The 25544-nt window shown below is 73.1% G+C and carries 26 protein-coding genes and 1 tRNA gene; 6 read left to right on the top strand and 21 right to left on the bottom strand.

The window, feature by feature from the left end:
* Nucleotides 1–1082 (bottom strand): AfsR/SARP family transcriptional regulator (locus HPT28_RS23785; RefSeq protein ID WP_219093422.1); only part of this gene is annotated, 1082 nt, incomplete at its 3' end.
* Nucleotides 1083–1222: 140 nt separating this feature from the next.
* Here HPT28_RS23785 and HPT28_RS23780 point away from each other — a divergent pair.
* Nucleotides 1223–1636, top strand: a complete 414-nt coding sequence (locus HPT28_RS23780; RefSeq protein WP_219093420.1) for a PaaI family thioesterase — start codon at nucleotides 1223–1225, stop codon at nucleotides 1634–1636.
* 146 nt (nucleotides 1637–1782) lie between these two features.
* On the opposite strand, the gene lpdA is transcribed toward HPT28_RS23780, so the two are convergent.
* The 6 genes from lpdA to HPT28_RS27225 all read right to left on the bottom strand — a co-directional run bounded on the left by lpdA (nucleotide 1783) and on the right by HPT28_RS27225 (nucleotide 8187).
* Complete coding sequence (lpdA, locus tag HPT28_RS23775; RefSeq protein WP_219093418.1) at nucleotides 1783–3186, bottom strand: dihydrolipoyl dehydrogenase; 1404 nt, start codon at nucleotides 3184–3186, stop codon at nucleotides 1783–1785.
* Nucleotides 3187–3295: 109 nt separating this feature from the next.
* The gene (locus tag HPT28_RS23770; RefSeq protein ID WP_219093416.1) at nucleotides 3296–3892 is read right to left on the bottom strand and encodes an HhH-GPD-type base excision DNA repair protein; all 597 of its coding nucleotides are present in this window, start codon (nucleotides 3890–3892) and stop codon (nucleotides 3296–3298) included.
* Between the two features lie 74 nt (nucleotides 3893–3966).
* A complete protein-coding gene (locus HPT28_RS23765; RefSeq protein ID WP_308119476.1) occupies nucleotides 3967–5163 on the bottom strand; it encodes an FAD-dependent monooxygenase in 1197 nt (398 codons plus the stop codon).
* Between the two features lie 54 nt (nucleotides 5164–5217).
* Complete coding sequence (locus HPT28_RS23760) at nucleotides 5218–5784, bottom strand: TetR/AcrR family transcriptional regulator (RefSeq protein WP_219093414.1); 567 nt, start codon at nucleotides 5782–5784, stop codon at nucleotides 5218–5220.
* Nucleotides 5785–6085: 301 nt separating this feature from the next.
* Entirely contained in the window at nucleotides 6086–7369 is a 1284-nt protein-coding gene (locus tag HPT28_RS23755; protein ID WP_219093412.1) for a CdaR family transcriptional regulator, read from the bottom strand.
* Between the two features lie 182 nt (nucleotides 7370–7551).
* Nucleotides 7552–8187: a hypothetical protein gene (locus HPT28_RS27225; protein WP_257579318.1), complete on the bottom strand. Its 636-nt coding sequence runs from the start codon at nucleotides 8185–8187 to the stop codon at nucleotides 7552–7554.
* Between the two features lie 168 nt (nucleotides 8188–8355).
* Between HPT28_RS27225 and HPT28_RS23745 the strand changes: the two genes are divergently transcribed.
* Nucleotides 8356–9921, top strand: coding sequence for a helix-turn-helix domain-containing protein (locus tag HPT28_RS23745; protein ID WP_308119475.1), 1566 nt, complete (start codon nucleotides 8356–8358; stop codon nucleotides 9919–9921).
* A gap of 116 nt (nucleotides 9922–10037) precedes the next feature.
* Here the strand turns inward: HPT28_RS23745 and HPT28_RS23740 are convergent, their stop codons facing one another.
* The gene (locus HPT28_RS23740) at nucleotides 10038–10457 is read right to left on the bottom strand and encodes a subtilase-type protease inhibitor (RefSeq protein WP_219093405.1); all 420 of its coding nucleotides are present in this window, start codon (nucleotides 10455–10457) and stop codon (nucleotides 10038–10040) included.
* 652 nt (nucleotides 10458–11109) lie between these two features.
* Between HPT28_RS23740 and HPT28_RS23735 the strand changes: the two genes are divergently transcribed.
* Nucleotides 11110–11946, top strand: a complete 837-nt coding sequence (locus tag HPT28_RS23735; RefSeq protein WP_257579326.1) for an amidohydrolase family protein — start codon at nucleotides 11110–11112, stop codon at nucleotides 11944–11946.
* Nucleotides 11947–12019: 73 nt separating this feature from the next.
* Here the strand turns inward: HPT28_RS23735 and HPT28_RS23730 are convergent, their stop codons facing one another.
* Complete coding sequence (locus tag HPT28_RS23730) at nucleotides 12020–13804, bottom strand: MDR family MFS transporter (protein ID WP_374227008.1); 1785 nt, start codon at nucleotides 13802–13804, stop codon at nucleotides 12020–12022.
* Nucleotides 13805–13969: 165 nt separating this feature from the next.
* Between HPT28_RS23730 and HPT28_RS23725 the strand changes: the two genes are divergently transcribed.
* Complete coding sequence (locus HPT28_RS23725) at nucleotides 13970–14182, top strand: hypothetical protein (RefSeq protein WP_219093403.1); 213 nt, start codon at nucleotides 13970–13972, stop codon at nucleotides 14180–14182.
* Nucleotides 14183–14416: 234 nt separating this feature from the next.
* Here the strand turns inward: HPT28_RS23725 and HPT28_RS23720 are convergent, their stop codons facing one another.
* From HPT28_RS23720 to HPT28_RS23690, 7 genes are all read right to left on the bottom strand, one after another.
* Nucleotides 14417–15325, bottom strand: coding sequence for an RNA polymerase sigma factor SigF (locus HPT28_RS23720; RefSeq protein WP_219093400.1), 909 nt, complete (start codon nucleotides 15323–15325; stop codon nucleotides 14417–14419).
* 200 nt (nucleotides 15326–15525) lie between these two features.
* Complete coding sequence (locus HPT28_RS23715; RefSeq protein ID WP_308119474.1) at nucleotides 15526–16317, bottom strand: RNA polymerase sigma factor SigF; 792 nt, start codon at nucleotides 16315–16317, stop codon at nucleotides 15526–15528.
* Between the two features lie 160 nt (nucleotides 16318–16477).
* Entirely contained in the window at nucleotides 16478–16639 is a 162-nt protein-coding gene (locus HPT28_RS23710) for a hypothetical protein (RefSeq protein WP_219093395.1), read from the bottom strand.
* A gap of 253 nt (nucleotides 16640–16892) precedes the next feature.
* Nucleotides 16893–16979, bottom strand: a tRNA-Ser gene (locus HPT28_RS23705).
* A gap of 10 nt (nucleotides 16980–16989) precedes the next feature.
* Nucleotides 16990–17505: a tRNA adenosine(34) deaminase TadA gene (tadA, locus tag HPT28_RS23700; protein WP_219093392.1), complete on the bottom strand. Its 516-nt coding sequence runs from the start codon at nucleotides 17503–17505 to the stop codon at nucleotides 16990–16992.
* Between the two features lie 156 nt (nucleotides 17506–17661).
* Complete coding sequence (locus HPT28_RS23695) at nucleotides 17662–18192, bottom strand: hypothetical protein (protein WP_219093390.1); 531 nt, start codon at nucleotides 18190–18192, stop codon at nucleotides 17662–17664.
* Nucleotides 18193–18391: 199 nt separating this feature from the next.
* Nucleotides 18392–18640, bottom strand: a complete 249-nt coding sequence (locus tag HPT28_RS23690; RefSeq protein WP_219093441.1) for a hypothetical protein — start codon at nucleotides 18638–18640, stop codon at nucleotides 18392–18394.
* 73 nt (nucleotides 18641–18713) lie between these two features.
* Here HPT28_RS23690 and upp point away from each other — a divergent pair, with 73 nt between their 5' ends.
* On the top strand, nucleotides 18714–19349 hold the full coding sequence (gene upp / locus HPT28_RS23685; protein WP_219093388.1) for a uracil phosphoribosyltransferase: 636 nt from the start codon (nucleotides 18714–18716) through the stop codon (nucleotides 19347–19349).
* Between the two features lie 137 nt (nucleotides 19350–19486).
* Here upp and HPT28_RS23680 read toward each other — a convergent pair whose 3' ends face one another.
* The 3 genes from HPT28_RS23680 to HPT28_RS23670 all read right to left on the bottom strand — a co-directional run bounded on the left by HPT28_RS23680 (nucleotide 19487) and on the right by HPT28_RS23670 (nucleotide 22379).
* Nucleotides 19487–20152 (bottom strand): LytR C-terminal domain-containing protein, encoded by a 666-nt coding sequence (locus HPT28_RS23680; RefSeq protein WP_219093386.1) that lies wholly within the window; start codon nucleotides 20150–20152, stop codon nucleotides 19487–19489.
* Nucleotides 20153–20250: 98 nt separating this feature from the next.
* A complete protein-coding gene (locus HPT28_RS23675; RefSeq protein ID WP_219093383.1) occupies nucleotides 20251–20553 on the bottom strand; it encodes a type II toxin-antitoxin system VapB family antitoxin in 303 nt (100 codons plus the stop codon).
* A 230-nt stretch (nucleotides 20554–20783) separates the two neighbouring features.
* Entirely contained in the window at nucleotides 20784–22379 is a 1596-nt protein-coding gene (locus HPT28_RS23670; RefSeq protein ID WP_374227009.1) for a M28 family metallopeptidase, read from the bottom strand.
* Nucleotides 22380–22797: 418 nt separating this feature from the next.
* On the opposite strand from HPT28_RS23670, the gene HPT28_RS23665 reads away from it, so the two are divergent.
* Nucleotides 22798–23604: a DedA family protein gene (locus HPT28_RS23665; protein ID WP_219093381.1), complete on the top strand. Its 807-nt coding sequence runs from the start codon at nucleotides 22798–22800 to the stop codon at nucleotides 23602–23604.
* A gap of 69 nt (nucleotides 23605–23673) precedes the next feature.
* On the opposite strand, the gene HPT28_RS23660 is transcribed toward HPT28_RS23665, so the two are convergent.
* On the bottom strand, nucleotides 23674–24483 hold the full coding sequence (locus tag HPT28_RS23660; RefSeq protein WP_219093378.1) for an ABC transporter permease: 810 nt from the start codon (nucleotides 24481–24483) through the stop codon (nucleotides 23674–23676).
* Nucleotides 24480–25493, bottom strand: coding sequence for an ATP-binding cassette domain-containing protein (locus HPT28_RS23655; RefSeq protein ID WP_219093376.1), 1014 nt, complete (start codon nucleotides 25491–25493; stop codon nucleotides 24480–24482). Before HPT28_RS23655 ends, HPT28_RS23660 begins: the two co-directional genes overlap by 4 nt.
* Nucleotides 25494–25544: the final 51 nt, after the last annotated feature.

The following is a 25544-nucleotide window of genomic DNA, read 5'->3' as shown; positions in this document are numbered from 1 at the left end:
CCGAGGGTGGGGGCTGTGTCGGGGGCGGGGGCCGTGTCGGGGGTGGGGGCCGTGTCGGGGGCCGCGTCCGTGCCGGGGCCGGGGGCCGCGTCCGTGCCGGGGGCCGTGTCCGTGCCGGGGTCCGGGGCCGTGTCGGGCGTGCCGCCGGTCCGGCGGGTGGTGCCGTGTCCGGCCGCCGAGTCGGGGCGGTCCGCCGCGGCCTGGGGCGGGGCGTCGTCGTCCCGGCCGCCGTGTTCCGGCTCCCCGTCGGGGTGGCCGGTGGCGGAACGGTTCGCCCGGGGTGGGCGGCGCCGTCCCGCCGTCGCTTCCGCCGCCAGCGGAGGGACCGGCGGCACGGCACCGCGCAGGATCTGCTCGTGCAGCTCGCGCAGCGGCGGGCCGGGTTCGACGCCGAGGTCCTCACCGAGCCGTCGGTAGGCGTGCCGGTAGCAGGCCAGGGCGTCGGCACGGCGACCCTGGGCGGCCAGGGCGAGCATCTGGCGCCGGTAGAGGTCCTCCCGGTATGGCTGCTGCTCCAGCCACGGCCCCACCTCGGCGAGGACCCGTTCGTGGCGTCCCAGGGCCAGGTGGACGTCGAGCAGCGCCTCGACGGCTCGCCGGCGCTCGTCCTCCAGGGTCTGCCGGACGGCGGCGGCGAAGGGGGCGGCGCAGCCGCTCAGGGCCTCGCCCCGCCAGCAGTCGAGGGCCTGGGAGAGCAGCGTGGCGGCCCGGTGCCCGGCGCCCTGCTCCATCGCCTCGCGCCCCCGTGCGGCGGCCGTCCGGAAGGCGCCGAGGTCGGTGCGGTGCCGGGCGGGCTCCAGCCGGTAGCCGCCGTCGGCCGTGACGAGGACGTCCCCGGCGCCGTCGCGGTCGAACGCGGCGCTGTGCAGCCGACGGCGTAATCCGCTGACCAGGTTGTAGACCTGGGCGCGGGCGCTGTCGGGCGGCTTCTCCCACAGGAGCGTCACGACGCGGTCGGCCGTGAGCAGGTAGCCCGAGTTGAGCACGAGCAGGGCCAGCAGTGACCGTTCACGGCCCGGCCGCAGCCCGATGCGCACACCGCCGCACCGGGCCTCGACCTGGCCCAGTATTCCGAACTGCACTCGGTACGTCCCTCCGTGCGTCAACGCCGCCACACCGTTGCAGTGTTCGATTCCGCATGCTTTCCCGGGAGGGCGGCGACCATGCGAACACGAGGTGTCGGCCTCTTGCAGCGGCCGGGGCGGGGCCGGAGACTTCCCCCGTGACGCTGACACTCGTTGAGGCGAACAAGGTTTTGGCCGACCATTTCGCGCCCTGGGTGACCGACCTCGGGCTGACCGTCGTGGACACGGGGGAGCGCCGCGCCGTGCTGCGGCTCCCGTGGTCCGAGCGGCTGGCGCGGGACGGCGGCGGGCTGTCGGGGCAGGCGCTCATGGCCGCCGCGGACACCGCCACGGTCGTCGCCGTCTCGGTGGCGCGCGGCGAGTACGGCCCGATGACGACGGTGCAGCAGTCGACGTCGTTCCAGCGGGCGGTGACGGGCGCGGACGTGCTGGTCGAGGCGGTGGTGACCAAGCTCGGCCGGCGGATGGCCTTCGCGGACGTGGCGATGACGGCCGAGGGCGCGGCGGAGGTCGCCGCCCGCGCGTCCACGGTGTACGCGCTGCTCGGCTGACCCCGCCGCGCCCGTCGGGCCCGGGTGCCGGGGAACCCGTGCGGCCCCGGCGCCCTTCAGGCCCGGTAGTCCGTGCGGCCCGGGAGCCGTCAGGCCCGGTAGCCCGTGCGGCCCGGGAGCCGTCTGCCATCAGGGCCCGGCGCGCGTCAGAAGTTGATCATGTGACCCGCGAGTCCGTGCACGGCCTCCTTCACGGCCTCGCCCAGCGTCGGGTGCGCGTGGACGTTGCGGGCCACCTCGTGGACGGTGAGGTCCCACTGCTGGGCCAGCGTCAGCTCGGGCAGCAGCTCGGTGACGTCCGGGCCGATGAGATGCGCGCCGAGCAGCTCGCCGTACCTGCCGTCGGAGATGACCTTGACGAAGCCCGCCGTCTCGCCGAGCCCGTGCGCCTTGCCGTTCGCGGTGAAGGGGAACTTGGCGACCTTGACGTCGAAGCCCCGCTCCCGGGCCTGCTCCTCCGTCCAGCCGAAGCTGGCGACCTGCGGCCGGCAGTAGGTGGCGCGGGGGATCATCACGTAGTCGAGTTCCATCGTCTCGGCGTCCGCGAGGGTCTCCGCCGCCACGACGCCCATGGCCTCGGCGGTGTGCGCGAGCATCAGCTTCGCCGTCACGTCGCCGATCGCGTAGATGTGCGGCTGCGAGGTGCGGCAGCGCCCGTCGACCTCGATCGCACCGCGCTCGGTCAGGGCGACCCCGGTGTTCTCCAGTCCGTAGCCGGTGACGTTGGGGGCGAAGCCGATGGCCTGGAGCACCCTGTCGGCCTCCAGCACCTGCTGCGAGCCGTCCTTCGCCGTGACGGTGACCCGCACCTGGGGCCCGGACTCGTCGATGGCGTCCACCCGGGTCGACGTCATCACCTCGATGCCGAGGCGGCGGTACTGCTTGGCCAGCTCGGCGGAGACGTCGGCGTCCTCCAGCGGCAGCATCCGGTCGAGGAACTCCACGACGGTGACCTTCACGCCGTAGTGGTGCAGCACGTACGCGAACTCCACGCCGATCGCCCCGGCCCCCGCGATGACCACGGACGACGGCAGCTCCTCGGTGAGGATCTGCTCCTCGTACGTCACCACGCGCTCGCTGCGGCGGGTGCCGGGCAGCAGCCGCGGCGTCGCGCCGGTGGCGATGACGCAGTGGTCGAACCGGAGCGTGCTGCTGTCACCGCCGGGCCGCTCGACCCGCAGCGTGTGCGCGTCCACGAAGACGCCGCGGCCGTCGAACTCGGCGATGCCGTTCTTCTTCATCAGGTAGTGGACACCCTTGGCACGGCCGTCCGCGACCTTGCGGCTGCGCTGGAAGGCCTGCCCGTAGTCCATCGTGATCGGGCCGGACGCCTGGATTCCGTAAGCCTTGGCCTCCTTGGTCACGATGTGGGCCAGCTCGGCGTTGCGCAGGAGCGCCTTGGTGGGGATGCAGCCCACGTTCAGGCAGACGCCGCCCCAGTACTTCTCCTCCACGACGGCTACGCGCTTGCCGAGCTGTGCCGCCCGGATCGCGGCGACGTAGCCGCCGGGCCCTGCGCCGAGCACGACGACGTCGAAGCGCTCTTCCATCGGAAGTCCTCTCTGCGGTGCGGATAGCCGGATACGCCGATCATGCACCCTCGGAGCCCGCCCCGGAGCGGCCACCCCGGGGCCGGTACCGGGAAGGGGAGGTTCTGGGCTACGGCGCGGACTTCTTCGCGGACTTCTTCGCCGCCTGCTTCATCTCCTGCTTGTAGGCGCGCACCCGTTGCAGGGACTCGGGGCCGGTGATGTCGGCCGCCGAGCGGTAGGCGCCCTCCTCGCCGTACGGCCCGGCCGCCTCCCGCCACCCCTCGGGGGTGACGCCGAGCTGCTTGCCGAGCAGGGCCAGGAAGATCTGGGCCTTCTGCCTGCCGAACCCGGGGAGGTCGTTGAGCCGCTTCAGCAGCTCCTTCCCGCTGTCGACGTCCCGCCAGATCCCGGTGACGTCGCCGTCGTAGTGCTCGACGAGGTACTGGCACAGCTTCTGCACCCGTCCCGCCATCGAGCCGGGGTAGCGGTGCACGGCGGGTTTGGCCGCGAGCAGGTCGGCGAAGGACTCCGGCTCGTGTGCGGCGATGCGGTGGGGGTCGAGGTCGTCCTCGCCGAGCCGCTGGGCGATCGTCCACGGTCCGCTGAACGCCCACTCCATGGGCACTTGCTGGTCGAGCAGCATGCCGACGAGGGCGGCGAGCGGGCTGCGGCTGAGCAGGGCGTCGGCGTCGGGCTGCTGGGCGAGGTGAAGGGACACGTCCATCCCCCGATCATCGCCCGACCCTCCGGCGCCGCGCACGTCAGACGCCTCGTGGCGGCCGCCAGGCCCGTCGGGGCCTAGCCGCGCGGCGGCTCCCCGGGCGTGGTGCCGAGGCGGATGGGCTTCCCGACGAGGCTGGTGGAGATCGCCCGGTCGACGCCGGGGAGGGCGGCGGCCCTGACCAGCAGCCGACGCAGCCTGAGCCGGGTCGGCGAGGCGGGGAGGAACCAGTGGGCCGTGCTCCGGGCGCGCCGCTGCTTCTCGGCGACGACGGGGCGCCACGCCTCCTCGTAGCGGGCCAGCGCGGACTCGACGCTCGCCGCCCGGCTCAGCTCCTCGGCGAGGAGGTAGCCCCCGGCGATGCCCAGGGACGCGCCCTGCCCGGCGAGGAGGGAGACGGCGTGGCAGGCGTCGCCGACGAGGACGACGCGGCCCTCGGACCAGCGTGCGGTCTCGATCTGCGCGACCTGGTCGTAGTAGATCTCGGCCGACGGCGGGCAGCGGTCGAGGGCGCGCGGGACGGCCCAGCCCAGCGTCCCGTAGATGTGGCGCAGAGCAGCGCGCGGGTCGTCGGGCAGGGCGGGGTCGGGGGAGCGGTGGACGGCGAAGACGGCGACGCGGCCGTCGCGCAGCCCGTAGAAGGCCATCTGCCGATCGCAGGTGTCGGTGACGGCGATCCGGTCGCCGATCTCGGCGCGCAGCTCCGGGTCGGTGAAGCGGAACGCGGCGGTGTGGAAGCCGAGATAGCGCAGGTGCGCGCGTTCGGGCCCGAAGACGAGGGCGCGGACGGTGGAGTGGATGCCGTCGGCGCCGACGAGGAGGTCCGCGTCGAGCGTGCTGCCGTCGGTGAGGGTGAGCCGCACGCCGTCGGCCTGCTGGGCGACGGCCGCCGGCCCGGTGCCGTATCGCAGCCTGACGCCCGGCGAGAGGTGCTCGCGCAGGGCACGCTCCAGGTCGGGGCGCATGATGCTGAGGAGCCGTCCGTCGACCGCGCGGGCGAAGCGCTCGTAGTCGAGCCCCGCCCGGCGGCGCCCCTTCGCGTCGAGATAGGCGGCCTCCTGGACGCGGTAGCCGAGCTCGTGGAGGCGGGGCAGGACACCCGTGGCCTCCGCGGCGTCGTAGCCGGGGCCGAAGAAGTCGATCATGTAGCCCTGGGCGCGCGGCGCGGAGGCCTTCTCCAGGACGACGACGTCCCAGCCGTGGGCCTCCAGGCGCCCGGCGAGGGCCAGCCCGGATATGCCCGCTCCGCAGATGACGGCTCTCACTCGGCTCACCGTTCCTTTCGCCGTGACCGGCGGGGTGCCGGAGGTGTGTCGTGCGTGGGTGGGTCAGGGGCGCAGAAGCCTGCGCAGGACGGGCCCGACGTGTGCGGACGTCAGCCCGGGGTTGAGGGGGCGGTGCAGCATGACGCCGTCGAGCGCGGCGGCGAGGACGGCCGCGGTGGCCTCGGGAGCCGGGGCGCCGTTCTCGGCCAGCCAGCGGGTGAAGCGCTCCCGGGCCTCGGCCAGCAGCCCGGCGAGCCGGTCGCACAGCTCGGGGTCCCGGGTGGCGGCGAGGTACGCCTCCCCGCAGAGCAGCGAGGTCGCGTCCCGGCCGCTGTAGTGGTCGAGGGCGACGAGCAGGGCGTCCAGCCCCTCGTCGACGTCGCGGGCCTGGTCGAGCAGCGCCCCCAGCTGTTCGACCAGGTCGCGCAGAGCGGACAGGGCCGCTTCCGACAGCAGCGTCTGGAGGGAGGAGAAGTGGTAGTGGACGAGCCCGGGCCCGACGCCGGCCCGCTCGGCGAGCGCACGGGTGCGGACGGCGGTCCATCCGCGCTCGGCGATCAGCTCAGCGGCGGCGGCCAGCAAGCGGGAGCGGACCTCGCGGCCCTGTTCCACCGACCCCGTCGTGCCCATGCGACGCCTCCCCTTCCCCTCGGTCTCGGACATGCCCTCGGCTTCGGCGGCCCATTGGATTGGGCAGATGCCTTGGGCAGTTGCCCAAAATACTAGGCGCCGAGCGACGTCACGGCAAGGGAGCGGTGGGGGAAGGGCACACGACGTCTCCGCGACGGCCCACTACGCGACGGTGAACCGCACCCGGCCGCGCGGACGGCGGGGCCGCGCGCATGCCGCGCCGGGGGACGGCGGAGCGTGCGCGCTGCGGGCCGTGGGGACGGCGGAGCGTGCGCGCGGCGGGCCGGGGGCGCGCGGACGTCTAGCCGTACCGGGTTGCCCGGTCCGCGTCGTAGGCCGCGAGGGCCGCCTGCACCCGGGCCAGGTCGGCCGGCCGGGCGGCGTCCAGACCGGTCAGCGCGGTGACCCGGCGCAGCCGGTAGTCGAGGGTGTTCGGGTGGATGCTCAGCCGCTCCGCGGTCCCGCGCCGGTCCATCCCGCCGGAGAGGTACGCCCGCAGCGTCGCCAGCAGCTCCGGCTTCCCGGCCAGCGGCGCCAGCAGCGCCGAGAGCTGGTCCAGCGCCGGGCCGGGCCGGGTGAGCTGGTACTCCAGCAGCACGTCCGACAGCCGGTACAACCCCGGCGGCCTGCCCGCCGCCTGCGCGACCTTCCGCACCTCCGCCGCCAGCCGCGCCCCCTCCCGGACGCCGTCGGGGGGCGTCACGGTGACGCCCGCCGTGATCGCCGCGCCCGAGACCCGGGTCATGTGGGCGAGCACCCCGGCCGCCCACTCCCGTACCCCGTCGGGCACGGCCCCGAGCCCCTCGTCCGCCGTCCCGCCGGGTGTCTCCTCCCGCACGGGCAGCAGGGCCGTGCCGCCGTCCACCGAGAGCGCCGACAGCACCACGTCCCGGACGTGGCGCTCCAACTCCACCCGCAGTCGCCTTAGCTTGCGCCGCCCGGCGATCAGCGGGTCCACGCCCGGGGTCCGCTCGTCCGCGTGCGCGCCGACGTCCAGGCTCAGCACGAGGAAGCGGCCCGGCAGCCGGATGCCGGCCCGGTCGGCCGCCTCCTGCGCGGGTGCCCCGGCGAGCAGCGCCTCCAGCAGCGCCTGCTGCGCCGCGTGCTCGACCCCGAAGGCCGCCTGACGCTCCTGGAAGTAGCCGCCGACCCCGGCGGCGGTCACCCGCTGCAGATACGCGACCACCATCCGGCTGAGCCGCAGCACGCTCTCGACGTCCTGCGGCCTGGCCCGGGGTGCCACGCTGTCCATGCACACCTGCGCGCCGAGGTGGTAGGCACTGATCACCGAGTCGAGGCGCAGTCCCTCCTCGGCCCGGCGGGCGGCGGACTCGCGGATCACCGCGAGCTCCTCGGGGCCGGGCAGCTCGCCGCTGCGCAGGACGCCCACGAAGCCGTGGATGGTCTGGTGGGCGATCCGGGTGATCTCGGTGCGCAGCTCCTCGGGTGGCAGCGACGCGTAGGCGGGCAGGCGGCCGACGAGCTCGTCCACGACCCGCGAGGCCAGGTCGTGCGCGTTCGCCGCGAGGTGCCGGTGTACGGGCACCCCGCCCAGGCATATGTCCGCGGTCTCGGGATCGGTCACGTCAGCACTGTGGCACGCGGTGCCGCTGCGGCGGGAGGGGCCAGGAGCTGAGTCCGGCTCCGTCCCGGCCTTCGGGACGCCGCGGAACGCCCCGCCCGTGGAGGCCCGTGGAGGCCCGTGGAGGCCGGTGGACTCCTCCCCTCCCGCGTGGGGTCCACCGGCCTCCACCGGCCGTCGGCGGTTCAGCGCAGTCCGTGCACGGCCGTGCGCAGCGTCTCGCGGAAGTCACGCACGGGGGCGTCGTCCAGCGTCCCCATCTGCCCCCACTGCACGACGGTCACGCGCGTTCCGCTGCGGGCGACGCCGAGCAGATGGACGCTCACGCTGGACCCGGGCAGCGACACCTGCACGGCGTGCACGCGCCCCAGCTCACGCTCGTACGACGTGCCCTCCGGGTACCGCTCGGCGAACCGCTCGGCGCAGTTCGCGACGGCGGCGCGCAGCTCGGTCGTGAGCTGCGCGGCCTCGCGGACGCTCGCCGCCTCGTGCACGATCTGCACTCCCTCGGTGTCCAGCTCGGTGGAGAAGTCGCGGTGCACCGAGCCGTTGTCGGGAACGAGATCGTCCACGCAGGCCTGCTCGCCCCCGGCGCCGTCGGTGACGGGCCCGGCCTTCCAGGGGGTGGAGGCGGGCGGCATGTCCGCGGCGTCGAGCAGCTCGAAGGGCCCCGACGAGACGGCCTGGCGCGACGGCGCCTCCGTCACGCGGACGCCGGTGGGGTCCGCCTGTGCCGAGCCCACCGCGGTGAAGGCCAGGACGGCCGCGCCGGCCACGGCGACGGCTCCGGCGATACGGGTGGAACGGGTCTTGCGGTTCATCCGGGTCTCCTCGGTTCTCGCTGGTCATCGGTGGGGCCCGGCATCAGTCTGGGGCCGTTCCCGTCCCGGCCCGCGCGTTCTCCGCCGCATCCGGGACGGTGGAACGCCGACAGGTACTCTCATCAGGGGAAACGAAAGCGTTCCGGAAGGGTCGACGGGGGTGTTTCGGTGGCCGGAGGGCAGGGGGAAGCGGCGGGGTTCGCGGCGTTGCTCCGTGAGCTGAAGGAACGGTCGGGGCACAGCTACGGCTTCCTCGCCAAGCGGTGCCATCTGGGGACGTCCACCCTGCACCGCTACTGCCACGGCGTCGCCGTGCCCGGGGACTACGCGCCCGTGGAGCGGCTGGCGCGGCTCTGCGGGGCGACGACCGACGAGCTGGCCGAGTTGCACCGACGCTGGCTCGTGGCGCATGCGGCGAAGACGGCGGCCACGGCCGCGGCGGCCGCCCTGCGAAACCCGCCGCCACCCGAGGAGCCGACGGCGGAGGGGCCCGCGGCACCGGGGCCGGACGAGCCCGAGCCCACCCCGGGCCCCGCCCCCGCCTCCGGAACCGCCCCCGCCCCCGGAACCGGGCCTGGCGCCGCACCGCCTGCGAAACCCGCTCCGGCGCAGGCCGAGACCGTGCCGTCCGACGGCCCGGTGCCCGAGGAGGGCAGGCCGAGCACCGGCGTACCGGCGGGCGCACCCGGCTGGCCGCCCGGGGGCGTGTCCGCGCCCGTGGCCGGCCCGACCGGCGCGGCTTCCGTCACCCGTGCCGCGCGGGTGCGCGGTGCTCTGCGGCGCCGTCCCGTACCCGTGGCCGTGGCGGTGGCGCTCGCCGTCCTGATGGCCGCGGTGCTGGTGGCCGTCGGACGTGGGGTGGAGCCGGGAGGGTCCGAACAGGCGGCACCCGGTGCCTCTGCGGACCCGGGTCCGGAGCCGGGTCCGAAGGGCGGCGGCCCGTCGGGAGCCATGGAGCCGGACGGACGGGGAGCCTCCGCCGAACCCTCCGACGGCGGGGCCACCGACTCGGGCGCACCCGAACCCTCCCCTTCCGGCGCCGGTGACCGGGGCGCTCGGCAGGACGGTGGCACGGCCCAGGGCCCGGGCTCTCCGGTACCGCTGACCATCACCACCCGCTCCCACGTGTGGCAGGCGCACTGTGATCACCGGTACCTCGTGGACCCGGGGGTCACCGGGCCCGAGGACGTGCCGGCGCCGCCGGTGGAGCAGGACGCCCCGGCCTGGGCCGGCAAGCTGGACGCGGTGCACGCGGGCCGCACCAACGTGGAGGTCACGGTCCAGGGAGTGGGCGACACGGCCGTCGTCCTGCAGGATCTCCACGTCCGGATGGTGGAGCGCCGCACCCCGCTGCCGTGGACGTCGTACGCGATGGAGCACGGCTGTGGTGGAGCCCTCACACCGGCCCGCTTCACCGTGAACCTCGACGCCGAGCGGCCGGTTGCCGTGCCCGAGGACGGCCTCCTCATCGAGGGCGGCAGCACAGAGCACGTGCTGCCCGTGCCGCGGATGCCTTTCCGGGTCTCGGCCGGTGAGCCGCAGGTGCTGCGGATCGAGGCGTCGGCGGTCAGGTGCGACTGCGACTGGTACCTGGAGCTGGCGTGGTCGGCCGGGGGCCGCTCGGGGACGCTCCGCATCGACGACAACGGGCGCCCCTTCCGCACGAGCGGTGCGGAGGGACGCCCGGAGCTCTTCCACTGGCCGGAGAAGGGCTGGCGGCCGCTGGAGGGCTGAGGCCCCCACCCATGCGAAACCGGGGGCGGCCACGGAGAGCGGGGGAGTCTCCGGGCCGCCCCCGGCAGGCGTCCCGCCGCGGGGAGGCAGAGCGGGACGGACCAGGGGGAACGGGCTCAGAAGGCGAACACCGAGTGGGCTTCGGCGCCCAGTTGGCAGGCGTTGCCGTAGGTGCGCTCGTAGGAGACGCGCTGGCCGTTCCAGACACCGACGGCCGTGACGACGACCGGGTCGTAGTACAGGGGGCAGAACCGCTCGGGATCGGCGGCGAGGCTGCCGAAGTCCCCGTCCACCCGCGCGAGGTCGGCGCAGGCGGCGGCCGGGTCCGGGTGTGTGCCGGTGGTCGAGGGTGTGCAGGAGAGGGTGACGGCCCGTTCGGGCGTCGCGGTGGCGGCGGTGTCGCCCGAGGCGACGGTCAGCGCCAGGGCCGAGGGTGCGTAGAGCGAGGCGGGGGCGGCGTGGGCGGTGCCGCCGAAAGGTACGAGCGCGGCTGCTGTTATCAGCGCGCCCACCGCCAGCTTCGCGGTCTTCCGCATGGTGTGCTTCCTTCCGCAGAAACGGTTCGGTCCGGTCCCGGTTCGGTTCCCGGGCGCCGGGTGACGGATTGCGTTCCGGAGTCTGCCGATTACTCCTCGAAAGCGCACACTGACCCGTCATTTTTGGAAACGTTGCGTACTCAATCAGTGGCTTGTTGTGACGGGATGGGCGCGGGTGCCGACCAGGTGCGGGGCGGGGAATCGTTTCCGCGGTGTGCGAGAAGGGCGATTTGCGACTGTTTGACAATCGGCCGGAAAGCGTCGCCGGGGCCGATTCCGCGCTGCCTGCGCGTCACCGCTCGGCCGTCCGGCCGTCGTCGGACCGACGTCGGGCCCCGGGCCCACCGCGAAGTCGGCCCGCTTCCACCGCGAGGTCAGCGCGGCAGACCGAGCCATCAGCGGAACCCCACCGAACCCCCATCGCGAACCCAACGCACCACCACCGTGCCGCCAGCCGACACCGCTCGGCCCCGGCACGGCTCCGGTGGCCGTTGACGTACCGGTGACGGTCGGTGCGGCGCGGGGGAGTCGTAGGCTCGGAGCCGTGTGTGAGACCCGCGAACCGTCGACGGCCCCCGCCGAACGATCGGGTGGCGAGTGCCCCGCCCCCGGTGAGGAGCGCCGCGTCCAGGCGTTCTGGCGGGGCCTCGGGCTGCCCGGACTCGTCGACGTGCACACGCACTTCATGCCGCAGCGGGTGCTGGACAAGGTGTGGGCGTACTTCGACGCCGTCGGGCCGAAGACCTCCGTCGAGTGGCCGATCACCTACCGCTACGCGGAGGAGGAGCGGCTGGCCGTGCTGCGGGGCTTCGGGGTCCGGGCCTTCACGGCGATGATCTACCCGCACAAACCGGGGATGGCGGCCTGGCTCAACGACTGGAGCGCGGGGTTCGCCGCCCGGCACCCGGACTGCCTGCACACCGCGACGTTCTTCCCGGAGCCGGAGGCCCCGGCGTACCTGGAGCGCGCGATCTCCGCGGGGGCGCGGGTGTGCAAGGCCCACGTCCAGGTCGGCGACTACGATCCGGCCGATCCGCTGCTCGACCCCGTCTGGGGGCTGCTGGCCGAGTCCGGGGTGCCGACGGTGATCCACTGCGGTTCGGGCCCCGCGCCCGGCAAGCACACCGGCCCCGGGCCGATCGCCGACGTCCTGGCCCGTCACCCCCGGCTGCGGCTGATCGTCGCGCACATGGGCATGCCCGAGTACCGCGAGTTCCTGGAACTGGCCGAGGTCCACCCCGGGGTCCACCTGGACACCACCATGGCCTTCACCGACTTCTCCGAGTCGCTCCTGCCCTTCCCGTCCGGGCTGCGCCCCCGGCTGGCCGAGCACCGGGACCGCATCCTCTTCGGCAGCGACTTCCCCAACATCCCCTACGGCTACGCGCACGCCCTGGAGTCGCTCACCCGGCTCGGGCAGGACGACGACTGGCTGCGCGCCGTCGTCCACGACAACGCCGCGCGGCTCTTCGCCCTGCCCGCCGTCTGACGCCCCGCCGCACGACGCCCCGCCGCACGACGCCCCGGTGTACGACGCCCCGGCGTACGGCCCGCCCGTCGCGTCAGGGGGTCGTCTTCAGCGGGACCTCGCGCACGCAGACCACCAGCGCCAGCGCGAGCAGGGCGAACGGGGTGGCGTAGAGGTAGATGTCGGCGATGCCGTGGCCGTACGCGCTCTCGATGATCGCGCGCACCGGCCCGGGCAGTGTGTCGAGGTCGGGGATGGCGCTGCCGGAGCCACCGGTCGGGCCGTCGTGCGTCATGCCCGCCCGTGCCATGCCGTCGCGTACGTAGACCGAGATGCGCTCGGAGAGCACCGCGCCCAGCGCGGACACGCCCACCGCACCGCCGAGCGAGCGGAAGAACGTGATCGTCGAGCTGGCGGAGCCCAGATCGGCCAGGGACACCTGATTCTGCGTCGCCAGCACCAGGTTCTGCATCATCATGCCGATGCCGAGCCCCAGCAGGGCCATGAAGACGGCCACGTGCCAGTACGGGGTGTCGTGGCGCATGCCGCCGAGCAGCCCGAGGCCGGCGCTCATGAGGACGGCGCCCGCCACGAGCCAGCCCTTCCAGCGCCCGGTGCGGGAGATGACCTGTCCGGAGAGCGTCGAGGACAGGAACAGGCCGCCGATCATCGGAATGGTCAGCACTCCCGACATCGTGGGGGACTCGCCCCGGGCCAGCTGGAAGTACTGGCTGAGGAACACCGTCGCCCCGAACATCGCGATGCCGACGCAGAGCGAGGCGAACGAGGTCAGCGCGATCGTGCGGTTGCGGAACAGCCGCAGCGGGATGACGGGTTCGGCGGCGCGGGACTCCACGGCGACGAAGGCCAGGCCCAACAGGACCGAGCCGCTGGTCATGGCCAGGGTCTGCCAGGACTTCCACGGGTAGCTCTGACCCGCGAGCGTCACCCAGACGAGCAGCAGCGAGACGGCGGCGCTGACGAGCACCGCGCCGAGCCAGTCGATGCGCACGCCCTCCCGGCGGACGACCGGCAGCCGCAACGTCCTCTGGAGCACGGCGAGCGCCAGGACGGCGAAGGGCACGCTGACGTAGAAGCACCACCGCCAGCCGAGCCCCGGGGCGTCGGTGATGACGCCGCCGAGCAGGGGGCCGCCGACGGTGGCGACGGCGAACGTCGCGCCGAAGTACCCGCTGTAACGGCCGCGTTCGCGTGGCGAGACCATGGCGGCGAGGATCGTCTGGGCCAAGGCGACCAGCCCGCCCATGCCCAGGCCCTGAACCGCCCGGAACGCGATGAGCTGCCCGGTGGTCTGCGCGAGTCCCGCCCCGGCGGAGGCGAGCACGAAGACGACGATCGCGCTCTGCACGAGGGCTTTCTTGCTCGCGAGGTCGGCGAGCTTGCCCCACAGCGGGGTGGAGGCCGTCATGGTGAGCAGGGAGGCGGTGACGACCCAGGTGTAGGCGCTCTGGCCGCCGCCGAGATCGGAGACGATCCGCGGCAGGGCGTTGGAGACGACGGTCGAGGAGAGGATGGCGACGAACATGCCGAGCAGGAGCCCGGAGAGGGCCTCCATGACCTGCCGGTGTGTCATGGCCGGCGCGCCGGGGTCGGAGCTCCCGGCGTGGGAGCTCCCGGCGTGGGAGCCCCCGCCGTCGGAGCCCCCGGCGGTCGATATTCCGGTGTCGGCTACGGGCCCGCGGACCTCGGCCGCCGTGCCCGGGGCACGGTCCGTCCCGGACGCGGCCGCGATACCGAGGTCGGTGCCGGTGTTGACCTCGGCCGCGCCGCGGGGCGAGGTCGCGCTGCCGGTCGTGGGCCCGGGCGGGGCCGATGGCCCGCCCGGTATGTCTTCCTCGGCTGTGTCCGGCCTCGCCATACCCGCCTCCGTACTTCGTTGCTCTAAGCAACCATAAGCGCGGAGCTGGACGCCGCCAAACGAAATCCGGGCAGGCTGGGCAAACAATCCTTAAAGCTCCGGCCAACGCGATGCGGCGCGGGCCACCGGGTGCGCGGCCGGCCACGCTTTCGCTAGGGTCCGCCTATGGCTCATCACCCGCAGGTGCCCCACGGACCCGAGGGCAACCAGGACCCGGCCGGCAGCACGCAGATGTTCCGCGCCTTCGTGGACGAGGGCGGCCCCCGCCGGGCCGCCGCAGCCGCACCGGCCCCCGCCGGCCCGCGCGTCGGGCTGATCGTGGGCGTCGTCGTCGCGGTGGCCGTACTCGCCGCCGTCGTCTGGTTCGCCGTCTCCTGAGCTCTGCCGAGCTCCCTCGGACGTTCCCGGACTCTCCCGACGCGTTCCCGGACGCCCGGGCCGCTTCCGCGGCTCAGGGCTTCCGGGGCGTGTTCACGGGTGCGTATTCACCCGCCCGGGCAGGCCCGGGCCGCAGCAGGACCGGCCGCCGCCGCGCCGTGCGCACCAGCGGACCGTCCCTCCCTCCGGCTCCTCCGCCTCGCGGCGCCGCGCGTCCGCGGCGCCCCGGGGTGATCACTCCTCCGCGATGAGCCCGTCCCTGAGCTGGGCCAGCGTCCTCGTCAGCAGCCGGGAGACGTGCATCTGGGAGATGCCGACCTCCTCGCCGATCTGGGACTGCGTCATGTTGCCGAAGAACCGCAGCATGATGATCTGCCGTTCCCTGGCCGGCAGGCGGGCCAGGAGCGGCTTCAGCGACTCCCGGTACTCGACGCCCTCCAGCGCGGCGTCCTCGTAGCCCAGACGGTCCGCGAGGGAGCCCTCGCCGCCGTCCTCCTCCAGGGCGGGGGAGTCCAGCGAGCTGGCCGTGTAGGCGTTGCCGACCGCCAGCCCGTCGACGACGTCCTCCTCCGACACCCCGAGGCAGGAGGCGAGTTCGGCGACGGTGGGCGATCTGTCGAGCTGCTGGGAGAGTTCGTCGCTCGCCTTCGTCAGCGCGAGGCGCAGCTCCTGGAGCCGCCGCGGCACCCGCACGGACCAGGAGGTGTCACGGAAGAAGCGCTTGATCTCCCCGACGACCGTCGGCATCGCGAAGGTCGGGAACTCCACGCCGCGTTCGCTGTCGAACCGGTCGATCGCCTTGATCAGGCCGATGGTGCCGACCTGGACGATGTCCTCCATCGGCTCGTTCCGGCTGCGGAACCGGGCCGCGGCGTAGCGCACCAGCGGCAGGTTCAGCTCGATCAGCGTGTCCCGCACGTAGGCGCGCTCCGGGCTGTCCTGGGGGAGCGAGGCCAGCCGCAGGAACAGGGAGCGGGACAGGGTGCGGGTGTCGAGCGCCGCGACGTCGGGCGGCTGAGGCCCGGCCGCGCCGGGCGTATCGGACAGGTCGGCGGGCACGCTCTGCACGCTGTGCCCCGCATCGGTGCCGAGCTCTTCGGTGCTCTCGGTGAGCACCTTGGAGCTGCCCAGTTCTACGGACATGCCACCCCCTTGGGTCGCGGACGGGTCGCAGCGGCTCCCTCGCACGCGAGGGGCGCACCTTCAGCTCAATACCGGCGGTGCCGCCACGGCAAACGCGGTTCTTGCAGAATGTCACAAGTCAGCAACACGACGTAGCGCCATGTCGATAAAACAGCACACCGCCATCCCGGCGCAACCCACGCGTGTGTCCCTCGAACTGATTAAGCGTCGATGGTGTTTGCGGCGCGCAGACGGGCGAAGCTCCGGGAGAGCAGCCGGGACACGTGCATCTGCGACACCCCCAGCTCGGCGCTGATCTGTGACTGGGTCAGATTGCTGTAGTAGCGCAACAGCAGGATGCGCTGTTCCCGCTCGGGCAACTGCACGAGCAGGTGACGGACGAGGTCGCGATGCTCGACGCCCGCCAGCGCCGGGTCCTCGTACCCGAGCCGGTCGATCAGCCCGGGCAGCCCGTCGTCCCGCTCCTGGGCGGCCTCCAGTGACGTCGCCCGGTAGGCGCGGCCCGCCTCCATGCAGGCGAGCACCTCCTCCTCGGTGACGCCGAGCCGTTCGGCGATCTCGGCGATCGTCGGATTGCGGCCGTGAAGGACCGTCAGGTCCTCACCGACCGCGCTCACCTGTGCCCACATCTCGTGCAGCCGGCGCGGGACGTGGACGGTGCGCACGTTGTCCCGGAAGTACCGCCGGATCTCGCCGACGATCGTCGGCATCGCGAAGGTGGGGAACTGTACGCCGCGCTCCGGGTCGAACCGGTCGATCGCGTTGATCAGGCCGATGGTGCCGACCTGGACGACGTCCTCCATCGGCTCGTTGCGGTGCCGGAACCGCGAGGCGACGTAGCGGACGAGCGGGATGTTGGTCTCGATCAGCGCCGCCCGCACCCGGTCGTGCTCGGGCGTGCCCGGTTCCTGTGCGGCCAGCCGCTCGAAGAGCACCTGAGTCAGCGCTCGGGTCCGAGCGCTGCGGCTCTCGCCGGCCTGAGTCGCCGTCACCTTTCGACCACACCCCTTCACGGTCTCTCATCCGGCAAAAGCGGTCATAGCATCACAATCAGAGTCATCTCTGTGCAAGCACCACAAAAAACCGTGTTGGTGACCGTGCAACCGAACGGACCGCGCCGTCCGGTTCACCACAGGGCCGTTCGGCCGAGCGTCAGTTGACAAGCTCCGTCATGAACTCGCCGATCCCCTTGGCGGCGTTCGATATGCCCTCGAACCCGACGCCCACCAGCTCCGCCGAGCGGTCGGGCGACGTGATGATCGTGTAGGCCACGAAAATGGAGAGAGAAACCAGGATGACCTTCTTGATATCCACGCGTCTCGCCCCTCCCAGGCCCCAGGACCGCACCGCCGCGAGTCGTCCGCGTCCCCTGAGCGCAGTCGCGAGAGTCTAACCGTCTGTCCGTTCGAGGGCCTCCCCCTGCCCACCCCTTCCTCGGTCGGCACACGAGGCCCGCGGCCGGGTCGGCTCCCGCGGCGGGGACGGTCCTTCGTCGGCGAAGCCCAGGCACGACGAAGCCCAGGCACGACGAAGGGCCGGACCCAGAGGCCCGGCCCTTCGCGGAGAGCGGTAGCGGTGGGATTTGAACCCACGGAGGAGTTGCCCCCTCACTCGCTTTCGAGGCGAGCTCCTTCGGCCGCTCGGACACGCTACCGAGAGAGAGCTTAGCCCACGGCCGGGCCGGGACCGAAATCGGTTCCCGGCCGCTCCCGGAAGAACGCCGTCAGCAGGGCGCCGCACTCGGATGCGAGGACCCCGGGGACGACCTCGGGGCGGTGGTTGAGCCGTCGGTCGCGGACGACGTCCCACAGGGAGCCGGCCGCGCCCGCCTTGGCGTCCCGCGCCCCGTAGACGACGCGGTCCACCCGGGCCAGGACGAGCGCGCCCGCGCACATGGTGCACGGCTCCAGCGTCACGACCAGCGTGCAGCCCGTCAGCCGCCAGGCGCCGACCTCCCGGGCCGCGGCCCGCAGGGCGAGGACCTCCGCGTGGGCGGTCGGGTCGCCCGTCGCCTCCCGCTCGTTGTGACCGCGCCCCAGCACCGTCGTCCCGTCCGGGCCGAGGACGACGGCGCCCACGGGGACGTCGCCGATGGCCGGGGCGCGGCCCGCCTCGGCCAGGGCGAGCCGCATCGCGGGGAGCCAGGGGTCACGGACGGGGTCTGCGGCGGGGACGGGCATGCCCTCAGTGTCCCCGCCCACCGCGGCCGCCACCGCACGGGTTCGGCATGCGCGTCCCCGGCGCGCACGGCGCCGGTCACCGTGCCGGTCACCGCGCGGCCCCGGTCGTCACCCGGGCACGCGGGCAGAACGCCCCCGCCCGGTGGACGGCCTCGGCTACCGCACGGCCTCCAGGACGTCCGCGCAGCCCAGCGACTCGGCGATCTGGGCCATCGCCTCGTCGGCGGAGAGCAGGACGACGTCCTCGGCGCTCAGGCCCAGGTCCGCCAGCAGCTCCGCATCGCCGACGGGGCCCTCCGGGAGGGCGTCGTCCGCCGCCTCGGGCTCGGCGCCGTCGTCCTCCGGCTCGCCCTCCTCCGTGCCGTCGAGGTCGGTGAGGCGGTCGAGGTCCTCGGCGGCGCGCGGCTCCCGGCCGAGTAGTTCGTCGGTGAGCAGGATCTCCCCGTAGGCGCTGCGTGCGGCGGCGGCGGCGCTGGAGACGAAGATCCGCGGATCGTCCTCGTCGTCCACCCGGACGACGCCGAACCAGACGCCCTCCTGCTCGATGCAGATCAGGACCGTGTCGTCGTCGACGGACGCCCCGCGGGCGACGTCGGCGAGGTCGGCCAGGGTTTCCACATTGTCGAGTTCCGTGTCGCTCGCGTCCCAACCCTCTTCGGTACGAGCGAGCAGTGCGGCGAAGTACACCGTGACTCTCCCACTGGTTTCAGCGTTCCCGAGTGCTCAAGTGGGGCGACGCCCCGCTCACTCGGAATCGTGACAGAAACCACGCCCCTGGGAGGAGTCTTCTGCCGTGCGTCGGACCACGCGTTCGTCGATCGCCCGAGTGCCCGACGCCCGTGTGGGGCGGCGACACGCGTCCGGCGCCGTGGCGCCCGCTCCGAAGTCACCAGCGGAACGTGCGCATCCGCATCTGCTCGCGCATCCGGGCCGCCCGGGCGCGCCGCGGCTGGACGCGGTCCCGCAGGGCCTTGGCCTCGCTCAGCTCACGGAGGAAGAGGGCACGCTTGCGCAGCCGCTCCGGGTCGGCCGAGAGCTCCTGAAGGCCGCCGTCCCCGGACTGGGGCCGCTGTCCGCCGGGCCGGCGCGCACGGGACCGGGCGCCGGCACGCTGCGTGTCGGATGAGTCGGACATGGGGCCTCACCTCCGGCGTATGCGTCCACTTTCCCCGGAACACCTGTTTCATGCCACCGGTAAGGTCGGGGGCATGCGGACCCACGTCGTCGACCACCCCCTCGTCGCACACAAACTCACCACCCTGCGTGACCAGCGCACGGACTCCCCGACCTTCCGTCGCCTCGCCGACGAGCTGGTCACGCTGCTGGCCTACGAGGCCACCCGGGACGTGCGCACCGAGCAGGTGGACATCACCACCCCGGTCACCGCCACCACGGGCGTGCGGCTCTCCCGCCCGCGGCCGCTGGTCGTGCCGATCCTGCGCGCCGGGCTGGGCATGCTCGAAGGCATGGTCCGGCTGCTCCCGACCGCCGAGGTGGGCTTCCTCGGCATGATCCGGGACGAGGAGACCCTGCAGGCGTCCACCTACGCGACGCGGATGCCGGACGAGCTCTCCGGGCGTCAGGTCTACGTGCTCGACCCGATGCTCGCGACCGGCGGCACGCTCGTCGCGGCCATCAAGGAGCTGATCTCGCGCGGAGCCGACGACGTCACCGCCCTCTGCCTGCTCGCCGCTCCGGAGGGCGTGGAGCTGATGGAGCGCGAGCTGGCCGGTACACCGGTGACGGTGGTGACGGCCGCCGTCGACGAGCGGCTCAACGAGAACGGCTACATCGTGCCCGGGCTCGGTGACGCGGGCGACCGCATGTACGGCTCGGCGGACTGACGGCGCCGGAGGGCTGACCCCGGGCCCTCGGGGCCGGGGTCAGCCCTCCGGGAGCAACCCTGAAAGCCTCCGGGAGCAACCCCTGGAAGGCCGGGCAGCCCGGAGCCGGCGGCCCCGGAGCCTGGCGGCCTCCGGAGTCAGCAGTCGGTCTGCGAGGGCTTCGGGGCCGGCTCGGTGAGCGCGGTGAGGGCCTTGGCGGCAGCCTTCGGCGCGGCCAGCCCGTTGAAGGCGTCGCCGAGGATGAGGTCGACGCTGGTCGCGGCGTCGCCGGCGCGGGCGGCGTCCGTCCGGGTGTCGGCCTTCGCGACGTGGGCGCTCAGCAGGGCGAACGCGCCGTCCTTCTCGGCCTGCTCGGTGCCGATGAGCAGCCCCGTCGCCTTCACCTTGCCGTCCAGCTCCGGGGGCGCGTTGTCGACGGCGCCGATCGTGAAGCCACGTTTCTCCAACGCGTCCGCCGTGTCCTGGGCCAGCCCGGTGCGCGTGGTGGCGTTGAGGACGTTGACCGTGACGGCCTTCGGCTCCGCCACCTTCGCCACGGCGACCGGCTCGGTGTCCCGCCCCCCGGCGGAGGCCGTCGGGGTCGGGGCGCAGCCAGCCGCGTGCGCCGCGCCGAGCGGGGTCGAGTTCCCGGAGAAGACGGAGATGAGCTCCAGCGTGCCCCAGGACGCCAACCCGAGTGCGGTGACGGCGGCGAGGCTGCCCAGCACGATCCGGTGCCGGCCGCGACGGCGCCGCATGCGCGGGTAGCGGTCACCCGTGATGCGGTACTCCCCGCCCAGTTCAGGGGGCGTCAGCATGCTCATGGCCGAAGGGTATCGCCGCCGGGCCGATGTGAGTACAGGATGACTTACGCATCGTTCACGGGACACCCCGAAAGGGGCATCGCGCTACGGGAAAAGGGTCAGTGCTCGTCCAACTCGAGCACCCGGGCGTGCAGCACCTGGCGCTGCTGGAGCGCCGCGCGTACCGCGCGGTGCAGCCCGTCCTCCAGGTAGAGGTCACCCCGCCACTTCACGACGTGGGCGAACAGGTCGCCGTAGAACGTCGAGTCCTCCGCGAGGAGCGTCTCCAGATCGAGCTGGCCCTTGGTGGTGACGAGCTGATCCAGGCGCACCGGGCGCGGGGCCACGTCCGCCCACTGCCGGGTGCTGTCCCGGCCATGATCGGGATACGGCCGACCGTTTCCGATTCGCTTGAAGATCACACGGAAAGCCTACCGGGCGGGTGGCGCGCGGCGCAGCCTCGCGCCACCCGGGAAATCCGGCGCCCGGGTGAGTGCGCCGTCACGGGCGCCGCCGCGTGCGCCGGTGACGTGACGTCACCCGCGAGCCCCGGCGGGTCGCGCAGGGCGCCCACGCGGGGCGACGCGCACGGCGCGGGCACCGGAAGTGAGGAATCGTTCCAGCGCCCACGCCGTGGGAGAGGCGAGCGGGATCAGCTCAGCACCTCGTGGTCGTGGTCGTGCAGGCCGCCGCCCTCGTCGGAGCCGTCACCGGTCGGGACGGAGGGCACCGGCTCGCTGAGCGAGGAGGTGTCCCAGGCGTACCGGCCGACCGCGTCCGCGATCACTCCAACGTTGACGTCGAACGCGTGCGTGTTGACGTTCTCGATGGTGTCGCAGGCCGCGTGGTAGCACTCGTCGTAGGCCTTGCCGGCCTCGCCGCCCCACAGAGCCGCCTGCTCCTCGGTCTTCACGCCCTCGGCACCGGTGAAGGTACCGCCGGAGGGGATGCCCTCCGCGATGAACGGGCCGTAGTCCGAGCGGCCGGAGAAGTCGGTCCCACGCGGCTCCTCGCCCTGGGACCTGATGAACTCGTTGATCCCGTGCTCGATCTGCGCCGACCCCTCGGGGCCCGCCGGAGCGCCGATGCCGTCCGAGTCGTCACCGTCGTAGACGAACAGGCCGTAGTTCGGCGAGGCGATCATGTCGAAGTTGAGGTAGAGGGCGATGCCCTCGCGCTCTTCCTCGGACAGGTCCGCGACGTAGTGCTCGGACCCCAGCAGACCCAGCTCCTCGGCGCCCCACAGCACGAAGCGCACCTTGTTCTTCGGCTGCTTGGGGTGGTCCGTGCGGTGGTGCCACTGCTTGGTCACCTTGGCGTACTGGAGGGCCGCCTCCAACACACCGGCCGAGCCGGAGCCGTTGTCGTTGATGCCCGGGCCGCCGGCGACGGAGTCCAGGTGCGCGCCCACCATGACGACGTTGTCCTCGTCGCCGCCGCGGGTCTCGGCGATGACGTTGGTGGTGCTCCGCTCGTCCTGGTACTCGATGATCTCCAGGATGACGGTCACCTCCCCCGCCGCGACCGCGTCGGACAGGGCCTCGCCGTCCGCCTTGGTGATCCCGCCGGTCGGGACGACGCCGACGTTCGGGTCCCCGAGGGTGCCGTTCAGCGCGCCGTCGGAGTGGTTGTAGATGATCGCGCCGATCGCGCCGGCCTCCGCGGCGTACTTCTGCTTGTCGGCGAAGGTGCAGCCACCGCGCCGGATGAGGGCGATCTTGCCGGTGAAGTCGCCGGCCGCGTAGTCGTCGAGCGTGCAGCCGGTGGTGCCGTCCTCGTCGACCGGGACCTCGGCGACGGAACCCTCGATGCCCCCCTCGGGCGTGCTGCGGGTGTACGTCATCAGGCTGATCGGGATGTCACGCTGCTCGGGCGAGAGCATCGTGAGCTTCTCCGCGACCGTCTCGCGGTAGGTGAAGTCGAACTCCTGGTAGGTGACGTCGTAGCCGGCCGCCCTGAGCAGCGTTCCCGCGTACTTGGCCGACTGGTCGTAGCCCTTGCTGCCGGCCGCACGGTTGTCGCCGTTCCGGTCGGCGATGGCCTGGAAGACCTCCATGTGCCGGAAGGCGTTCTCGCCCGTGGTCTCCTCCACCAGCTTGCGGGCGAGCCGGTCGCCCTGGTCCGACGTGTCCGGCTTCGCCGAGGCGGAGGTGGCGGTGGCGGTGAGCAGCAGCGGGGTGGCCACGGTGGCCGCGGCGATCGCCGCGATGGTGCGTCGTCTGATCTTGGGCGAAGCGGGCACAGACAGGTCCTTCCGACGGGTACGGCGGGTGGCTGTTCGACGGCGGGGGATTGTTGTCCGCGTTACGGACGCGCGCTGCGAGGCAACGTAGCCGCCGAACGCGCGGAGGGGAACGGTTGTCACACAATTCCCCCACACGAGCCCCGCCCATTACGGACACCCGGTCCGAATCCCCGAAAAGCGGCAGCGCGGATGGGGGATGAGACCGGCACGCACGGGCCGGGCGGCCACACGACCGGGGCGGGAGCCCCCGGTCGGCGCGTACGGTGAGAGAAGGCGCGGCCCCGGACCGCCACTGGCCCGGCCGCCGGGCGCGTAGGGTTGCGGACGCCGAGATTCCGGCGCCCGGTGACCCGGCGCGTATTCTCGGTGCCCTCCCTCTCCCGCCCCCGCGCGCGAAGCGCCCCGACCGAGGACTTGCCCCGTGACCTCACTCGCGCTCGGACCGAGCTGGCTCGACCCGGACTACCTGATCGCCACCTTCGGTCTCATCGGCATCCTCGTCATCGTCTTCGCGGAGTCCGGGCTGCTGATCGGCTTCTTCCTCCCCGGGGACTCGCTGCTCTTCACCACCGGGCTGCTGGTGGCCACCGACCAGTACCTGCACTACCCGCTGTGGCTGGTGTGCACGCTGATCGTCATCGCCGCCGTGGCGGGCGACCAGGTGGGCTACCTCTTCGGGCGCAAGGTGGGGCCCGCGCTCTTCCGCCGCCCGGACTCGCGTCTGTTCAAGCAGGAGAACGTGACGAAGGCGCACGCGTTCTTCGAGAAGCACGGCCCCAAGTCGATCGTCCTGGCCCGCTTCGTGCCCATCGTGCGGACGTTCACGCCGATCATCGCCGGGGTCAGCCGGATGAACTACCGCACCTTCGTCACGTTCAACGTCGTGGGCGGCGTGCTGTGGGGGGCCGGCGTCACCGTGCTCGGGGCGATGCTCGGCCAGATCGCGTTCGTGCGCGACAACATCGAGCCCATCCTGCTCGGCATCGTCTTCCTGTCGGTGATCCCGATCATCGTCGAGCTCTGGCGGGCGCGCCGCGAGAACGGCCGTGCCGCCGCCGGAGCCGCCAGTGCTGCCGCCGCCGGAACCGCGAGTGCTGCCGTCACCGCAGCCGCCGGTCCGGCCGCCGCCGGTGGTGCCGTCGTCGCGGAGGCCACTCCGACGGAAGCCCCGTCGGCTGCCACGGCACAGCCCACGCCCGGTACGCGCGGGCGGCGCGCGCAGCCCTGACCCGCTGCCGCCCCTCCGCCGCCCCGCCTCGCCGCCCCGCACCCGCCGCCTCGCCGGCCGCCCCCGCCGTCAGGCCCGGGCCCGGTAGGCGCGCATGGCGAGCGGGATGAACAGCGCGGCTATCCCCGCGGCCCAGACGAGGGACCACATCACCGGGCCCGCCACGTCCCCGCCGACGAGAAGCCCGCGGAAGGCGTCGGACAGATGGGTGACCGGGTTGATGTCCACCCAGGCCTGCAGCCAGCCCGGCATCGTCTCGACGCGGACGAACGCGCTGCTGGTGAAGGTGATCGGGAAGATCAGGGTGAAGGCGAAGACCTGCACCTTCTCCGGGTCGCCCGCGAGCATGCCGATGAGGACCGCGGCCCAGGAGACGGCCAGGGCGAAGACCAGGAGCAGCAGGGCCGCGCCGAGGAAGCCCCCGATGCCGTTGGTGACGCGGAAGCCCAGCACGGCGCCGAGCCCGAGCATGAGCAGCATCGCCCAGAGCTGCTTGGCCATGTCCGCCGAGATCCGCCCGAACAGCGGGGCGGAGCGGGCTATCGGCAGGCTCCGCAGCCGGTCGAAGACGCCCTTCGTCAGGTCGCTGTTGAGGGACATGGCCGTGTACATGGTCATGAACAGGGTGTTCTGCACGATGATGCCGGGCAGCGCGTACTGCAGGTACGCCTCCGGGCTTCCGGCCATCTGACCGCCGAAGACGTAGGTGAACAGGAACACGAACATGATCGGCGTGATGCTGTAGTCGACCAGCTCGAGCGGGTTGTGCTTGACGGACACCAGGCTTCGCCAGGCCATCGTGCCCGTCTGCCGCAGACCCGCTCCGGGGCGCACCCGCCCGCTCTTGGAGAGCGGCGCGGTGATCGTCGTCGCCGTCATGACGCACCTCCCGCACTGCCCACGCGCTCGAACGCGCCCTCGTCCGGCTCGGCGGCCTCGTCCTCGGGCCGCTGCTCCGGCTCCGCGCGGTGACCGGTGAGGGCGAGGAACACCTCGTCCAGCGAGGAGCGGCGCAGGGCCAGCTCGCCGATCGCGATGCCCGCGCCGTCCAGCCGCCGCACGACGGCCGGCATCAGCTCCGGCTCCTTCACCGGCGCGATGACGAGATCGCCCTCGATGTGCGTCTGCTCGCCCGCGGCCTCGGTGACGAGGGCGTGCACCGCCGGGAGGTCCTCGGCGTGCACGGGACGCAGCTGCAGCACCTGTCCGCCGACCTCCGACTTCAGCCCGTCCGGCGTGCCCTCGGCGATGACGTGCCCCTTGTCGATGACCACGATCTCGTCGGCCAGCTTGTCGGCCTCCTCCAGGTACTGCGTCGTCAGCAGGGCCGTCATCCCCTCGGCGACCAGGCCGCGCAGCATGTCCCACACCTCGCCCCGGCTACGGGGGTCGAGGCCCGTCGTCGGTTCGTCGAGAAAGAGGATGCTGGGGCGGCCGACCAGGCTCGCCGCCAGGTCCAGCCGACGGCGCATGCCGCCGGAGAACGTCTTGACGGCCCGCCCCGCGGCCTCCGCGAGCTGGAAGTGCTCCAGCAGCTCCGCGGCGCGGGCCCGCGCCTCCTTCCGGCGGATGCCCAGCAGGCGGCCGATGAGCAGCAGGTTCTCCGTGCCCGTCAGGTTCTCGTCCACCGCCGCGTACTGGCCCGTCAGACCGACGGCCGCCCGGACGTGGCCCGGCTCCCGCACGACGTCGTGGCCGGCGACGAAGGCCCGCCCCGCATCCGGCCGGATCAGTGTCGCGAAGATCCGCACCGCCGTCGTCTTCCCGGCGCCGTTGGGCCCGAGCAGCCCCAGGACCGTGCCCGTACGGGCGGCGAGATCGACCCCGGCGAGGGCCTGGGTCTCCTTGAATCGTTTGGCCAGGCCTTCTGCCTGGATCGCGTAGGTCATGGCAAAGGTCCCTCCGTCCCTCTCGACAACTGTGACCCACGACACCGACAT

The organism is Streptomyces sp. JJ38 (assembly GCF_019303475.1).
GTDB lineage: Bacteria > Actinomycetota > Actinomycetes > Streptomycetales > Streptomycetaceae > Streptomyces.
This window is presented reverse-complemented; position numbering and strand designations above follow the sequence as displayed.